This window comes from Methylocystis heyeri, from assembly GCF_004802635.2.
GTDB lineage: Bacteria > Pseudomonadota > Alphaproteobacteria > Rhizobiales > Beijerinckiaceae > Methylocystis > Methylocystis heyeri.
In genome coordinates this window covers 3217499-3231593 of sequence record NZ_CP046052.1, presented here as the reverse complement: position 1 = coordinate 3231593, position 14095 = coordinate 3217499, and the positions used below count along the sequence as shown (strand labels likewise).

The 14095-nt window shown below is 64.4% G+C and carries 13 protein-coding genes; 5 read left to right on the top strand and 8 right to left on the bottom strand.

What is annotated here, in order from left to right; all coding sequences use genetic code 11:
* Window positions 1-273: 273 nt before the first annotated feature.
* From ftsH to H2LOC_RS14645, 6 genes are all read right to left on the bottom strand, one after another.
* Window positions 274-2193, bottom strand: a complete 1920-nt coding sequence (gene ftsH, locus H2LOC_RS14670) for an ATP-dependent zinc metalloprotease FtsH (RefSeq protein WP_136497726.1) — start codon at window positions 2191-2193, stop codon at window positions 274-276.
* A 924-nt stretch (window positions 2194-3117) separates the two neighbouring features.
* Window positions 3118-3570 carry an energy transducer TonB gene (locus tag H2LOC_RS14665; protein ID WP_154331677.1) on the bottom strand — a complete coding sequence of 151 codons (453 nt, stop codon included), beginning with the start codon at window positions 3568-3570 and terminating at the stop codon, window positions 3118-3120.
* 348 nt (window positions 3571-3918) lie between these two features.
* A complete protein-coding gene (locus H2LOC_RS14660; RefSeq protein ID WP_246206843.1) occupies window positions 3919-4638 on the bottom strand; it encodes a hypothetical protein in 720 nt (239 codons plus the stop codon).
* Window positions 4635-5153, bottom strand: a complete 519-nt coding sequence (locus H2LOC_RS14655) for an ExbD/TolR family protein (RefSeq protein ID WP_136497725.1) — start codon at window positions 5151-5153, stop codon at window positions 4635-4637. The genes H2LOC_RS14660 and H2LOC_RS14655 overlap by 4 nt, the downstream gene beginning before the upstream one ends.
* Entirely contained in the window at window positions 5153-5794 is a 642-nt protein-coding gene (locus tag H2LOC_RS14650; protein ID WP_136497724.1) for a MotA/TolQ/ExbB proton channel family protein, read from the bottom strand. The genes H2LOC_RS14655 and H2LOC_RS14650 overlap by 1 nt, the downstream gene beginning before the upstream one ends.
* A 137-nt stretch (window positions 5795-5931) precedes the next feature.
* On the bottom strand, window positions 5932-6351 hold the full coding sequence (locus H2LOC_RS14645; RefSeq protein WP_136497723.1) for a DUF2946 family protein: 420 nt from the start codon (window positions 6349-6351) through the stop codon (window positions 5932-5934).
* Between the two features lie 129 nt (window positions 6352-6480).
* Between H2LOC_RS14645 and H2LOC_RS14640 the strand changes: the two genes are divergently transcribed.
* A complete protein-coding gene (locus H2LOC_RS14640; protein WP_136497722.1) occupies window positions 6481-6864 on the top strand; it encodes a DUF2946 domain-containing protein in 384 nt (127 codons plus the stop codon).
* A gap of 85 nt (window positions 6865-6949) precedes the next feature.
* Window positions 6950-9562, top strand: a complete 2613-nt coding sequence (locus H2LOC_RS14635; RefSeq protein ID WP_136497721.1) for a TonB-dependent receptor domain-containing protein — start codon at window positions 6950-6952, stop codon at window positions 9560-9562.
* A gap of 66 nt (window positions 9563-9628) precedes the next feature.
* On the opposite strand, the gene rpoH is transcribed toward H2LOC_RS14635, so the two are convergent.
* A complete protein-coding gene (gene rpoH / locus H2LOC_RS14630) occupies window positions 9629-10525 on the bottom strand; it encodes an RNA polymerase sigma factor RpoH (RefSeq protein WP_136497720.1) in 897 nt (298 codons plus the stop codon).
* A 409-nt stretch (window positions 10526-10934) separates the two neighbouring features.
* On the bottom strand, window positions 10935-11978 hold the full coding sequence (locus H2LOC_RS14625; protein WP_136497719.1) for an HpcH/HpaI aldolase/citrate lyase family protein: 1044 nt from the start codon (window positions 11976-11978) through the stop codon (window positions 10935-10937).
* 231 nt (window positions 11979-12209) lie between these two features.
* Between H2LOC_RS14625 and sppA the strand changes: the two genes are divergently transcribed.
* Genes sppA through H2LOC_RS14610 form a run of 3 tightly spaced genes read left to right on the top strand, consistent with a single transcriptional unit; the run spans window position 12210 to window position 13917 of the window.
* The gene (gene sppA, locus H2LOC_RS14620; RefSeq protein WP_136497718.1) at window positions 12210-13172 is read left to right on the top strand and encodes a signal peptide peptidase SppA; all 963 of its coding nucleotides are present in this window, start codon (window positions 12210-12212) and stop codon (window positions 13170-13172) included.
* A complete protein-coding gene (gene ihfB / locus H2LOC_RS14615) occupies window positions 13129-13524 on the top strand; it encodes an integration host factor subunit beta (RefSeq protein WP_484502526.1) in 396 nt (131 codons plus the stop codon). The genes sppA and ihfB overlap by 44 nt, the downstream gene beginning before the upstream one ends.
* A gap of 45 nt (window positions 13525-13569) precedes the next feature.
* Window positions 13570-13917 carry a lipopolysaccharide assembly protein LapA domain-containing protein gene (locus H2LOC_RS14610; protein WP_136497716.1) on the top strand — a complete coding sequence of 116 codons (348 nt, stop codon included), beginning with the start codon at window positions 13570-13572 and terminating at the stop codon, window positions 13915-13917.
* The last annotated feature ends 178 nt before the right edge of the window (window positions 13918-14095 follow it).

The following is a 14095-nucleotide window of genomic DNA, read 5'->3' as shown; positions in this document are numbered from 1 at the left end:
CTCCAATCAAACGGGTTTCGTATCAGGGCCACAGCATTTGATCGGCCCCAGTCGCCATCGCGAGCGAAAGCGGAGCGGGAAGCGATACAGCGCCGCGCCAGTTTCCCTGGATTGCCGCGTCGCTGCGCTCCTCGCAATGACAACGCCAAGGCATTCCGCCAGGAACAGTCACAGTGAGACAAGCCGATCGGCAAGAAATAGAGCCGGGTAGAACAAACAAGGCCCGGCGCAAGGCCGGGCCAGTCGTTTGGGGAGGGGGAAAACCGCGCGGCCTCAGGCCGGTTGCGCCGCGGCGCCGTCGACGCCGGGTTCGTTCTTTCCGGCGGCGGGAACCGTCGATCCGCGCGGAGGCTGGGGAGCGGCCGGCGGCTGGTCTTCGCGGACCGGCTGCTTGCCTTCGAGCAACCCCTTCAACTCGTCGCCGGAGAGGGTTTCGAATTCCAGCAGGCCATTGGCCAGAGTGTCGAGCTGATGCCGCCTTTCGGTGAGGATTTTTTTGGCGGCCTCATAGCCCTCCTGGACCAGCCTTCTGACCTCGGCGTCGATGGTTTGCTGGGTGGCCTCGGAGATGGTCTGCTGGCGCCCCAGCGAATAGCCGAGGAACTGCTCCTGCTGCGGATCGGCGTAGGCCACCGTCCCCAGCTTGTCGGAGAAGCCCAGCTGCGTCACCATCGCCCGCGCGATCCGCGTGCACTGCTGGATGTCGCTGGCGGCGCCCGAGGTCACCTTGTCGTGGCCGAACACCAGCTCCTCCGCCACCCGGCCGCCCATCGCCAGAGCCAGCATCGCCACCAGCTGCTCATAGGTCTGCGAGACCTGATCGCGCTCGGGCAAGCCCTGCACCATGCCCAGCGCGCGGCCGCGCGGGATGATGGTCGCCTTGTGGATTGGGATCGACCCCGGCATGGTCAGCTGCACCAGGGCGTGGCCGCCCTCGTGATAGGCGGTGAGGCGCTTTTCCTCGTCGGTCATCATCAGGGTGCGGCGCTCCGCTCCCATCAGGATCTTGTCGCGGGCGTCCTCGAACTCCAGCCTGGTGACGATCCGCTTGCTGCGCCGCGCCGCCAGCAGAGCCGCCTCGTTGACGAGGTTCATCAGATCGGCGCCGGAAAAGCCCGGGGTTCCCCGCGCCACCACCTTCAGATCGACGTCGGGAGCCAGCGGCACCTTGCGGGCATGGACCTTGAGGATCTTCTCGCGCCCGATGAAATCGGGGTTGGGAACCTGGATCTGGCGGTCGAAGCGGCCGGGACGCATCAGGGCCGGGTCGAGCACGTCGGGACGGTTGGTGGCCGCGATCAGGATGATGCCTTCATTGGCCTCGAAGCCGTCCATCTCGACCAGGAGCTGGTTGAGGGTCTGCTCGCGCTCGTCATTGCCGCCGCCGAGCCCGGCGCCGCGGTGACGGCCCACCGCGTCGATCTCGTCGACGAAGATGATGCAGGGCGCGTTCTTCTTGGCCTGCTCGAACATGTCGCGCACGCGCGAGGCCCCGACGCCGACGAACATCTCGACGAAATCGGAGCCCGAGATGGTGAAGAAGGGCACGTTGGCTTCGCCGGCGATGGCGCGCGCCAGCAGGGTCTTGCCGGTGCCGGGCGGTCCGACCAGCAGCACGCCGCGCGGAATGCGGCCGCCGAGGCGCTGGAATTTCTGCGGGTCGCGCAGGAATTCCACGATTTCCTCGAGGTCTTCCTTGGCCTCGTCGACGCCGGCGACGTCCTCGAAGGTCACGCGTCCCTGCGACTCGGTGAGCAGCTTCGCCTTGGATTTGCCGAAGCCCATCGCCCGGCCGCCCATCCCGCCCTGCATCTGGCGGGACATGTAGATCCAGACGCCGATGAAGAGAACGAGGGGAAGCGCGTTCAGCATCAGCGACATCCAGAAACTGTTCTGCTCCGCCGACGGCTTGGCGCTGATCTGGACCTTTTTCGCTTCGAGCCTGGAGATGATGTCCGCGTCCGGCGGTATATAGGTCGAGAAGCTGCGATTGTCGTTGAAATGACCGGTGACTTCATAACCCGAGATGGTCACGTCGTGGACGCGGCCCTCGTCGATCTGCACCAGCAATTCGCTGAAGGATATGTCCCGGATGGGAGTGCGCGGGCTGTGCTGCTGGAACATGACGAAGGCCGCCAGAGCCAGCGCGCCGATGACAACCCAGGGCGCATATTTTTTCCAATTTGCGTTCATGCTGCCTCTCCTCGAAGGCTACGCCGCTGAAGTCCTCCCCGCAAGCGACGTGCCATTGCTTCTTTATTTGGTTGAAGGACGTCATCCCTCAACTGGACCATTATGCCCCGGTCGAAAAATAAGGCACAGTGGCGAAGCCGCCAATTGACGCCCGTATTTCGCCAATCGGCGCAGGCTGGAACGCTGAACGCGCGGGCCGGAGTGAAGTGCTTGGGCCTTTGCGCTCTCCGGGCCCGTCGCCGGACCCGCTCTAGGGGCGGCTTTTTTTCGTATCGGACGCGCGGCGTTCCGATTATGGTGCGGCGGCCGATGCGCCTGTCTAATAGGCGCTCTCAATGTTCCGCCCAATATTTAGGCATGTATGGTTTCGTCGGCCAGGTCTCGACGAAGGGCCCTTGTCCACTCTCGGCCCGCTCCCGATAGGGCTCCAAAACTCCTTGAATCGACTTGAGCTTGGCCGCAAGGCTAGACATTCGTCGCCGCGCCGCGGCAGGGCGGCGCGTTCTGTTATGGTTGGTTCTTTTGGGAGAGTCTGGGATTATGGCGCCGGCGTGGCGTGCGGCGCAATATGGTTCCTTGTTGCGGCCTATGGCCAACCATGCGCTACTTTGTCGCAGGGAGAGGACGCAGAAGCCTCCCCGCCCAATCGGCGCGGCCAGTCCGTCTCGCCGGAGAGGGCATGGAGACGGAGGAACGGTCCGGCTCGAAAAGCGCGAACCGCCTCGGCGAAGAGAGGATATCCAAATGAACTCGATTACCGCCATCTTGTCGATTCTGGCCGCCGCCGCCGCCGTTACGCTGGCGATTACGGCCTTCGCGAACGCGTGAGAGATAGGACCGCCGGCGTTCGAGGCCTATAGGGCGCCGGCGATCTTGGAGCTTGTCGATGGCGCTCGTGGATTTTCAAGGCATGCGCCAAAGAGGTTAATGGAATTTGAAGTTTTGAGAGATGTCCGCTCCGCCTCCGGGGGGCTGGGGGGCCTGGACTGCGGCGAGAATTTTCTTCACGAGCTCCGCGTGGGCGGGGCTCGAAGTTTTTTCGATCACCACCTTGTCCACTTTTCCCTGCCCGTTGACATGGAAACTGGCGGCGACGTCCCCTTTGCCCACTGTGTTCTCGGCCGGGGTGCGTTTCGCGATCTCGGCGTAGAGCATCCCCAGAAACTTGCTCTGCGATAGAACGGCGGGGGCTGCGGCGTTCGGCGCTGAGGCGGGTTGGGGTTTCGCCTGGACGCCGCCGGACGGGGTTTCCGCTTTCGGCAGGGGCTTCGCCTGGACGGCGGGCGCCGCCGGCGTCGGCGCGGGGCTATTGGCCTGCTCCGCAATCGCGGCGGAGTTGACGACGGCGAATATGGCTAGAGCCGCGGCGCGCCTCATTGTCGCTCCCGATTCATGTTGAGTAAGGGCCGGCGTGTTCCGATCGGGCGGCATCGTCCGCTCGTCGGGAACTCGCGCAACGTTTAATACGGCTTCCGCGAGATCGCTTCCCGATCCGTGGAAGCGCCGCCGCAAAAATCACCGATCGGCATCGATTTTTGCGGCGAACGAATACGAAATGCCGCCCATTCGAGCGGATTTCGTATCATGCTTCGGGTTCTCAGCAGGGAATTCGCATCGGGAAAGTCTCCCGATCTTTTCGAAACTCCGCTCCCTGCGGCGCGCCGAGCGTGGCTGCCGAACGACCGCGGCCTCGCGCGTTCAGACGCGAAGCCGCGGAGAATGCGCTCAGTGGAAATGCACGCCCTGCGACGCGAAGAAGCCCCCGCCGGGAGGCGGCGGCGCATGGGTCGAGGCGATGGCTCCCCGAAGCACGGCGGCGTGCGCCGACGAGCTTCCCGAGCAGGAAACGCTCGACATGCCGCCGCCGGCAGTCACATGGAAAGAGCAGGAAGCGGAGCCCTCGCCGAGCGAGGTCGAGGAGGGCACACGGCGGCGAATCGCAGCCGCCAGCATCGCCCCATAGGCCGCGCGCGAAACGCTGGCGCTCTGGGCGCGACCGCCCGCCATGCCGATATGGTGGCGCTCCTGGGCTTCGCGTTTTTCGTGCGCGGGCGCGGCGGTCGGCTTACGCTCGACCACGCGCTTCTTGGGCTCCACCACTTCCTTCTTCGCCGGCAGGGGCGGCGCGTCGGGGGTCATGACCATCGGCGGGGGAAGGGCGAGATCGGGCTGCTCCATCTCCTCGGGGGGAGGCGTGTCGTCCTGGGCCTCCTGCTGCTGGGACTCGAACATGTCCCCTTCCGGGATCAGATCCATGCTGACCGAGTCGAGCGGCACATATCTTTCGACGGCGGCGGCCATCAGAAAAACGGCGACGCCGACATGGGCCGCGATGACGGCGGCCGTGGCGGCGGGCCCCAGCCATCGGGGCTTGACCGATGGCAGATCGGGTTTCGCCGGCGCCTCGGACGCGGCGTAGTCGGGGATTGCTGCGAGGTCCGTCATTGGGCCGCCCTCCCTGCAGCGGGAGCGGCAGGAGTCGGGGCGGCCGAGCCGGCCGGGGCGGGGGCAAGAGCCGCCGGAGCCGTGGCGGGCCTGCTGCGCGAGTTGGTCATGATGGCGATATGGGTGATGCCATTGGTCGCCAGCTTGTCCATCACGGCGACGACCTCGCCGTAGACCGCTTCGGTGTCGCCTCTCACATGCACGACGCGGGTGAGATCGCCGCCCATCGCGGCGCGAACGCCGTCGATCAGCGTTTCGGGCGTCACGGAGTCGGCGCCGAGCGACACCTTGCCCTCTTTGCCGACGGTGACGACGATCGGGTCCTTCTGGTTGAGAGGCTGGGCCGCCTTGGCCTGGGGAAGGTTGACCTTGACTCCTTTGGCGAGCAGCGGAGCCGTCACCATGAAGATGATCAGCAGCACCAGCATGACGTCGACCAGCGGCGTCACATTGATGTCGGCGAGCGGCTGATAAAGATCGTTGCCGTTGCCTTTCATGCGGGAGGGGAGAGCCATTATGCGGCCTCCCTTTTGTGCGAAGCGACCGGACGGCCCGTCACATGGGCGAGCGCGGCGTCCTCGATATAATGCGAGACCTGCTGGCCGAGCCGCGCGAAGGCCGCGCCGATGCGGTTGTAGCCCACCGATGCCGGAATTGCGGCTGCGAGCCCATAGGCCGTGGCGGCCAGCGCCTCGGCGATGCCGGGGGCGACCACCGCAAGGCTGGTGTCCTGCGACTGGGCGATGCCGGCGAAGCTGGTCATGATGCCCCAGACGGTGCCGAACAATCCGATGAAGGGCGCCACCGAAGAAATCACCGCGAGGTTCGGCAGGCCGCCTTCTTCCTGCGTGAGGAATTCGCGCGCCGTGCGCGACATCAGCTCGGCGATGCGCTCGCGTTTCTCGCCGATGGATTCTCCCGGCAGATCATAGGACGCCGCGGCGCTGCCCGCGGCCGCGACCGGCTCGAGCACGCCGACGTCGCCGCCGTTGCGGGCCGAGCGCGCCGCCTTGCCGATCTTGACGACCGAATAGGAGCCGAGCGCGATCAGCACCCAGGTGTAGACCGAGGCGACGACCAGCGTCAGCATTACGACTTTGCCGACAGGTCCTGCGTTGGCGAACATCGCCACGGGGGAAAGGGAGGTGTATTCCATGACAGCAACTCATCCTTGGGAGACCGTCCGCCGCAGCGGAGATAGGTTTTTATGGTTGTTTTTTCATACTGCGTCGCCCGACGACGCTGCGTCAACGTCGCCCTTTTCCCAAAAACGGGCCGGGCGAAGCGGTCGGACTATGACAAGGACAAGATTGCAGGCGGCGCGCGCGCCGCATTAACCGCATTGGAAATGGCGGTTTGGGGATCGCGAATGAATAGAGCGAAATAAACGACCGGGGATGAAGCGATCTTCGGAGGCCGAACCGCCGATCCGATCCGGTCCGGAAGCACGGCTGCGCCGGCATGAGCGGCGAGACAGCAGAACGGACAGTCGACCTTGCCGCTGTGGCCGCTCTTGTTATGGCCGGCGGCGGAATGATCGCCGGCCGACATCAAGGGGCAGGGCGCAGATTGGGCGACGACCGCATCGGCGGGCGTCTCGGCGTGCGCGCCCTGCATGGCCCCGGAGACGAAAAGGCTCAAAATCAGGGCGCAAACGGCCGTTACGGCGAAAATCGCTCGTAATCCAACGCGTTTTTCTGAGCCCTGTGACATAAATGTCTCTTAACGGATTTTTTAATCTATGACAATTGCCGCGCGCTTGGAATCAGGACCCGCCTCGCAGAATATGGCGCTCTAACGACAGCATTGGTTAATCGAGAGGCTGCAGCAGGTTCAGCGCGTATGTTCACCGGCTTGGTCACGAGATTTCTGTTCTGCGTCGGCCTGCTCATGCAGATCGGGGCGCCGCTTGCGGGCGCCGCCGCGGTCGAGCATGACGGCGCGTTCCAGACGCTCTGCCGAATTCTGCACGACGGCGAATACGCTTCGGCGGCGCTCGCCTCCGCCAACGATCCCCAAAAAGCGCCTCTCGGCCAGCACCGTCATCACGATTGTCCGCTGTGTCCGTTCGGAGCGAGCGGCGCATTCTCCCCGTCGGAGGGTTTTGCGGGTTGGGCGCGCATCGCGGTTTTCCTTCGCCTTGCGCCTCCGCCCGTCGCTTCGGCGATCTCCCGTCGCGCGTTGCGCATAGGCGCCGCGCCGCGCGCGCCTCCCGCCCTGGTCTGATTTTTCGTCCGCCAAGAAAAAAAGCGGCGTCAGGCCGCGTCAGACATGCGCCGCAGCATCGCGGCGCCAGGGAAGGTAGAATTCCATGTTCCGCAATCATCTTCTGCGCGGCGTTTCCGCCGGCGCGGTCGCCGTGCTGTGCTTTTCCTTCGCGGGTTCCGCCGCGGCCCAGCAAGCGCTGCCGACGATAGACATCGGCGCCGGCGCGCCGCCGGAAGGCAATTCCGCACCGGCGCCGCAAACGCGCGCCGTCGAGCCGAAACCCCAGCCGGTTTCGACCTGGTCGCCGACCCTCGCCGACGGGAGCCCGGCTTTCGTGAAGCGCTTCGACCTCCCCAACACGGTTTCCAGCGTGACGCGGCAGGACATCGAGGACAAGGTCAACATCATCGACACCGAGGACGCGCTCAAATACACGCCGAGCCTTTTCCTGCGTAAGCGCAACAACGGCGACAGCCAGGCGGTTCTGCAGACCCGGACCTGGGGCGTCAATTCCTCGGCCCGCAGTCTCGTCTACGCCGACGATCTCCTGCTCACGGCCCTCGTCGGCAACGACAACACCATCGGCGCGCCGCGCTGGGGTCTGGTCTCGCCGGAGGAAATCGAGCGCATCGATTACCTCTACGGCCCCTACGCGGCGGAATATTCCGGCAACGCCATGGGCGGCGTGGTGCAGATCACGACGCGCATGCCGGAGAAGCTGGAGGTCACGGCCAAGGAGACCACCGCCCTGCAGGACTTCTCGCTGTGGGGGACCGCAAACACCTTCCATACCAATGTCCAGAGCTTCACGATCGGCGACAAGGTCAACGATTTTTCATGGTTCGTGGCCGCCAACTGGAACCACACCACGACCCAGCCCCTGACCTATGTTCAGGCGGCGTCCGGAACCTTCCCGAGTTCGCCGGCCAATCTGTTCGGCTATCCGGGGGCCGAATTCATGACCACGAAGTTCGGCGTCCCGGCGACCGCGCTGGGCACCGCCGGCAATCTTCTCGCCGATTACGTCAACGCCAAAATCAAGCTCGCCTACGACGTCACGCCGACGGTCCGCGCCACCTATACGATCGGCCTCTACACCAACGACAGCAATTCGACGCCGGGCAATTGGCTGATCAACGGCGGCGGACCCTGGTTCGGGCTCAACGCCACGCCCTCGCCGCCCTGGATCGGAACCAGCGCGATGCAGAGCTTCGGCGCCGCCTACTACCGTTTCCAGGAAAAGATCCTGACCAATGCCGGCGCGGTGAAGTCCAACACGCATGGCCTGTTCGACTGGGAAGTCTCGGCGTCGAACTTCACCTATCTGCAGTCCGATCAGGTTTCGCCCTATAGCGCGGCCTGGCCCTGGGGCGGCTACACGCAAAACGGCAAGGATGCGGTCTACACCGGCACCTATTGGACCCTGTTCGACGCCAAGGGCATCTACCGCCCCTTCGGCGAGGGCGGAGCCCATGAGGCGAGCTTCGGCATTCACGGCGACCAGTATCACCTCAACAACCCGACCTGGCTGACGAGCAATTGGGCCTCGGGAAGTTCGTCCTCGCTCGGCGTGGTCTCGTCGATCGGCGACGGCACCACGAGGACCCAGGCGATCTGGGCGCAGGACGCCTGGAAATTCTATCCCAATTTCAAGGCGACGCTCGGCCTTCGCGGCGAGCACTGGGAGGCCTCGGACGGCTACAACCAGTCGCTCAACAGCCTTTCGACGACGGGTCTGGGCTCCACGGCGAAGTCCGCGACGCTGCTGCCGATCTACCAGCCGGTTCTGGTGCATACGCGCTGGTCGCCCAAGGGCTCGCTGCAATGGACGCCGGACGACGTCTGGACGGTGACCGCCAATGTCGGCATGGCCAACCGCTTCCCGACCGCCAAGGAGCTCTATAACCAGACCTCCCTCAACGGCGGCGCGCTGACCGCCAATCCGAACCCCTATCTGCGTCCCGAGGTCGCTTTGACCAAGGAACTCGTGTTCGAGCGCAAGGTCGGACCGGACGGCTCGGTGCGCCTCACTCTGTTCGATGAAGAAGTCAGAGACGCGATCATCTCGCAGAACCTTTACGTAGCCGCAGGTTCGACGGTCAACTTCGCTTCGAGCAACGTGAACGTCAACCGCATCCGCAACAGCGGGACGGAACTCGCCTGGAAGAAGGACAATGTCTTCTATCGGGGGCTGGAGCTCTCGGGCAGCTTCACTTATGTCAACTCGCGGGTCATCTCGGACAGCCTGTGGGCGCCGAGCGGAGGCAACAACCTCGACAACTGGGCGCTGTCGGTCGCGGGCAAGAACGTGCCCTATGTCCCGAAATTCCGCTGGGAGCAGTCCGCCACTTATCGGCCGGACGATCACTGGGCTTTCACGGTCTCGGCGCGCTGGCAGGATCGCATGTGGTCGACCCTGAGCAACAACGACACCGCGCATGGCGTCTATGGGTCGTTCGACCGCTTCTTCCAGGTCGACACCAAGATCCATTATAAATACAACGACCGCCTGTCGTTCGACTTCGGTATCGACAACCTCAACAACTACAAATACTTCCTGTTCCACCCCTTCCCGCAGCGGACCTTCGTCTTCTCCGGGAAATATGAGTTCGGAACCGGTGGCAAGAACGAGCCGGGCATCTTCTACACCGGCAACGAGGAATGGCTGCCGGCGCAATCGAGCTGGTTCCAGCCCGCGGACACCAAGTGGTTCTGAGCCGGTGAGAAGGTAGGAAAACGTGGCGGCGCGACGAGGGTCGCGCCGCCGTCTTTTGTTCTCGGCTTACTGCGCCGTGGGCAGCAGATTGTGGGTCGCCTCGATGCGGGCGACGCCGGCGCGGACCGCGGACTGCACTTTCTCGAAAGCGCGCACCTCGATCTGCCGGACGCGCTCGCGCGAGACGCCGAATTCCTCGGAGAGCTCTTCGAGAGTGAGCGGCTCGTCGATCAGCCGGCGCGCCTCGAAGATGCGGCGCTCCCTGGCGTTGAGCACGTCCAGCGCGCCGCGAAGGGCGATCTGGCGGTTGCTCGCCTCCTCCTGATTCACCAGTATATGTTCCTGATCGGCGCTGTCGTCGACCAGCCAATCCTGCCACTCGCCCTCGCCCTCTTCGCGCAGCGGCGCGTTCAGCGAGGCGTCGCCGCCCATGCGGCGGTTCATCTCGATCACGTCCTGCTGCGAGACGCCGAGGCGCGTCGCTATGGCCGCGACGTTATCGGGCTTGAGATCGCCTTCCTCGAAGGCGGAAATCTTGCTCTTGGCCTTGCGCAGGTTGAAGAACAGCTTCTTCTGGTTGGCGGTGGTCCCCATTTTCACCAGCGACCATGAGCGCAGGATATATTCTTGAATCGAGGCGCGGATCCACCACATCGCATAGGTGGCGAGGCGAAAGCCGCGCTCGGGTTCGAAGCGCTTGACCGCCTGCATCAGGCCGACATTGCCTTCCGAGACGATCTCGCCGATGGGGAGGCCGTAGCCGCGATAGCCCATTGCGATCTTGGCGACGAGCCTCAAATGGGAGGTGACGAGCTTCTGGGCCGCGAGGGGATCCTCATGCTCGCGCCAGCGTTTGGCGAGCATATATTCTTCCTGCGGCTCGAGCATGGGAAACTTGCGGATTTCGGCGAGATACCGCGCCAGACCGTTTTCGCTGGCGATGATGGGGAAGGCGTTCGCCATATTCCTACTCCTTCGGGCTCCCCACCTGGGCGAACCCCAAATCGACCGCGTCAAGCCAGTCGCGATCTGACAATATAGGCGGCGCCCAGCGTGGCTTAAAGATGGCTGTCCGCTTTCTTGCAGCTGAGCATCAGGTTAAGTTTTTGTAATGAAGCATTCGTTGCGGCCTTGCCGGTGATTGCGCAAGGCTAGCGCATCATGCGCCCCCGAAGGAGGCTGGACGAGGAAAAATTGCGCTGGATCTATAATGAGCGGCGAATTTTAGGGCGCAAAAACTCTTCAACTTATTCCGAGCCGCCGGGGAAAGAGGCAAACTCGCGTTCGGCCGGGGGCTTTTCTCGCGAAATCATTTTCAGGCGTGAAAAGCGCGCCGGCCGGTCGGATGCGGCGCGCTTTCCATAAAGCGAGATCAGAAGCCGTAGATCTTGGCGTAATCGGGATCGGAGGCGGCGACCTGCTTGGCGAGGTCGACGATGACCTTGGACTGCTTCCAGGTGGCGTCGTCCTGCATCCTGCCGTCGATCATCACCGCGCCGGTGCCGTCGGGCATCGCCTCCAGCACGCGCCGGGCGAAGGCGACCTCGGCCGCGTCGGGCGAAAACACCTTTTTCGCAAGGGCGATCTGGGTGGGGTGCAGCGACCACGCGCCGGCGCAGCCGAGCAGGAAGGCGTTGCGGAACTGGGCCTCGCAGGCGGCGGGGTCGGAGAAATCGCCGAAGGGACCGTAAAAGGCCTTGATGCCCGCGGAGGCGCAGGCGTCGACCATCTTGGCGATGGTGTAATGCCAAAGATCCTGCTGGTAGGTGGGGCGGGGGGCCGAAGCCTCGCCGGCGTCGGCGATGACCTTGTAATCGGGGTGGCCGCCGCCGACCCGCGTGGTCTTCATGGCGCGCGACGCCGCGAGATCGGCCGGTCCGAGGCTGATGCCGTGCATGCGCGGCGAGCAGCTCGCAATGGCGTCGACGTTTTTCACGCCCTCGGCGGTCTCGAGAATGGCGTGGATGAGAATGGGTTTCTTGACGCCGTTGCGGGCCTCGAGCTGCGCCAGCAGCTGGTCGAGATAGGCGACGTCCCAGGGGCCTTCGACCTTGGGCAGCATCACGACGTCCAGCTTGTCGCCGACGGCGCCCACGATCTCGATCATGTCGTCCAGCGCCCAGGGCGAATTGAGCGCGTTCATGCGGGTCCACAGGCCGGTGGAGCCGAAATCGGTCGATTTCGCCATTTCGATGAAGCCGGCGCGGGCCGCCTCCTTGGCGTCGGCGGGAATGGCGTCCTCGAGGTTGCCGAGCACGACGTCGACCTGCTTCGCCAGCTCCGGAACCTTGGCCCGGAATTTCTCCAGATGCGGCGGCACGAAATGAATCATGCGCTCGACCTTGACGGGAGCCTCGCGCAAGGGGGTCGGCGCGCCGATGGCCAGCGGCCGGTAGAACTGGTGAGGAAGCTTCATGAAAGATCCTGGGGCTTGTCTCGTCCGGTCGAATTGCCCGGGGCGTGGCGGCCCAGCTAGCGCGTTTGTCCCGTCGATGCAATGCCGGCGGCGTTCCTTTAACGGCGAAAGCGGGTTATGTTGGCGCCGTGATTCCTGAAGGCGAACGCGGGCGGCTCTCGCCCGGCCGCGTCGCCGCTGAAAACCACGCCGCCCCGCAACCGCCGCCAGCCACGACGAGAAGCTTCGCTCATGTCCCTTTCAAGCGATTATATGGTGGACCGCCGCCGCTTGCGGCGCAAGCTCGGTTACTGGCGCATCGCGGCCATAGCCGCGGCGCTCGCGGCCGCGCTCGCCGCCATGGGCAGGTTCTCCGGGATCGACACGATCGAAAAAGCCACGCCGCATATCGCGCGGCTCTCGATCGAGGGCATGATCACCGGCGACAGCGACACCTTGGATCTGATCAAGAAGATCGGCGAATCCAAAGCGAGCGCGCTGATATTGACGATCGACAGCCCCGGCGGGACGACGACCGGGGCCGAGAAACTCTATCTCGCCCTGCGCAAAGTCGGCGAGAAAAAGCCCATCGTCGCCGTGATCGGCACGCTGGGGGCGTCGGGCGGCTACATCGCCGCCCTCGGCGCCGACGAAATCGTGGTGCGGGGCAATTCGCTGGTCGGATCGATCGGCGTGTTGTTTCAGTTTCCCAATGTCGCCAAGACCCTGGATACGCTCGGCGTGAAGGTCGAGGAGATCAAGTCCAGCCCCCTGAAGGCCGCGCCCAACGGCTTCGAGCCCACCAGCGAGGCCGCCCGGGCGGCCATCGCGTCGCTGGTCAGCGACAGCTACGCCTGGTTCAAGGATCTCGTGAAGGCCCGGCGCCATCTGGACGACGCCGAACTCGCCAAGGTTTCGGACGGGCGCGTCTTCACGGGGCGCCAGAGCGTTCCGCTGAAGCTCGCCGACATGGTGGGCGGAGAGACCGAGGCGATCCAGTGGCTCGAAACCGAAAAAGGGGTCGCCAAGAAACTGCCGGTGAAGGACTGGAAGAAAAAACCGAGCCTTGAACGGACGGGGCTGCTGGGCCTCGCTTCGGCGGGCGCCCGGGCGCTCGGCCTCTCACCGCTCGCTGTGCTTTTCGATCAGGCGGATACGCAACATCCTCGTCTTGACGGGCTCCTGGCGATTTGGCAGGGTTCTGCAGCAAATTGAACATAGCGTCGCAGCGCAACCGGGCGTCGCAGCTGCGCGCTGCCTCAGGCGGGATAAAATTATGATCAAGTCCGAACTCATCCAGCGTATCGCCAGCCGCAACGAGCACCTCTATCAGCGTGACGTCGAGACCATCGTCGGCACGATTCTCGACGAGATCACTTCGGCGCTGGCGCGCGGCGACCGGGTCGAACTGCGCGGCTTCGGCGTCTTCTCGGTGAAGAAGCGCGACGCGCGCACCGGCCGCAACCCCCGCACCGGGGAACAGGTCTCCGTCCAGGAGAAAAGCGTGCCGTTCTTCAAGACCGGCAAGGAAATGCGCGAGCGCCTGAACGAGAACTACAAGGGCTGAAGCTTCGGCGCGGCCGCCCCTTAAGGCAGGAGATCGAGGAGAGTGATGAGGTCGCTGCTGCGTTTGCTCGTGTATGTCCCGCTCGGTCTGTTGATCCTGTTCTTCGCATTGGCGAACCGCGGCTCGGTGAAGATTTTCCTCGATCCGTTTCCGGGCGGCGAGGCCTCGGGCCTGTCCTTCGAGGCCCCGCTGTTCCTGGTCGTGCTGACCTCCGTCGCGGTGGGGGTGCTCGCCGGGGGCCTCGCATCCTGGCTGACTCACGCTCCGCTGCGTCGCCGGGCGCGGCAGGCGCGCGCCGAGGCCTCCAAGATCAAGAGCGAAATCGAGCAATTGCGCCAGCAGGCCCTGGCCAGTCTCCCCGGCGCGCAGGCGGATCTGAAGCGCAAGCGCTGAGATGATCGGGGCCTGGCTCTGGGCCCTAGTCCTGCATGAGCGTTTTTTCATCGCTTCCTACGGGGCAGGCGTTCCCGGCGTGAAGGGCTGACCCGGCCTGGGCGGGGCCAATTCGAATGGCCTCGCACTTCTTGATCGGGCGTCCCCGGCGGGCGTTCCTTTAAAAGAAGCGCCGCAG

What these genes read in the sequence shown, in the direction of transcription:
- H2LOC_RS14610 (WP_136497716.1), top strand. Translation starts at nt 13,570, where the DNA reads ATGAGGTCGCTGCTGCGTTTGCTCGTGTATGTCCCGCTCGGTCTGTTG.
- H2LOC_RS14655 (WP_136497725.1), bottom strand. Translation starts at nt 5,153, where the DNA reads ATGGCTCTCCCCTCCCGCATGAAAGGCAACGGCAACGATCTTTATCAG.
- ftsH (WP_136497726.1), bottom strand. Translation starts at nt 2,193, where the DNA reads ATGAACGCAAATTGGAAAAAATATGCGCCCTGGGTTGTCATCGGCGCG.
- H2LOC_RS14660 (WP_246206843.1), bottom strand. Translation starts at nt 4,638, where the DNA reads ATGACGGACCTCGCAGCAATCCCCGACTACGCCGCGTCCGAGGCGCCG.
- sppA (WP_136497718.1), top strand. Translation starts at nt 12,210, where the DNA reads ATGTCCCTTTCAAGCGATTATATGGTGGACCGCCGCCGCTTGCGGCGC.
- H2LOC_RS14640 (WP_136497722.1), top strand. Translation starts at nt 6,481, where the DNA reads ATGTTCACCGGCTTGGTCACGAGATTTCTGTTCTGCGTCGGCCTGCTC.
- rpoH (WP_136497720.1), bottom strand. Translation starts at nt 10,525, where the DNA reads ATGGCGAACGCCTTCCCCATCATCGCCAGCGAAAACGGTCTGGCGCGG.
- H2LOC_RS14650 (WP_136497724.1), bottom strand. Translation starts at nt 5,794, where the DNA reads ATGGAATACACCTCCCTTTCCCCCGTGGCGATGTTCGCCAACGCAGGA.
- H2LOC_RS14635 (WP_136497721.1), top strand. Translation starts at nt 6,950, where the DNA reads ATGTTCCGCAATCATCTTCTGCGCGGCGTTTCCGCCGGCGCGGTCGCC.
- H2LOC_RS14645 (WP_136497723.1), bottom strand. Translation starts at nt 6,351, where the DNA reads ATGTCACAGGGCTCAGAAAAACGCGTTGGATTACGAGCGATTTTCGCC.
- H2LOC_RS14665 (WP_154331677.1), bottom strand. Translation starts at nt 3,570, where the DNA reads ATGAGGCGCGCCGCGGCTCTAGCCATATTCGCCGTCGTCAACTCCGCC.
- H2LOC_RS14625 (WP_136497719.1), bottom strand. Translation starts at nt 11,978, where the DNA reads ATGAAGCTTCCTCACCAGTTCTACCGGCCGCTGGCCATCGGCGCGCCG.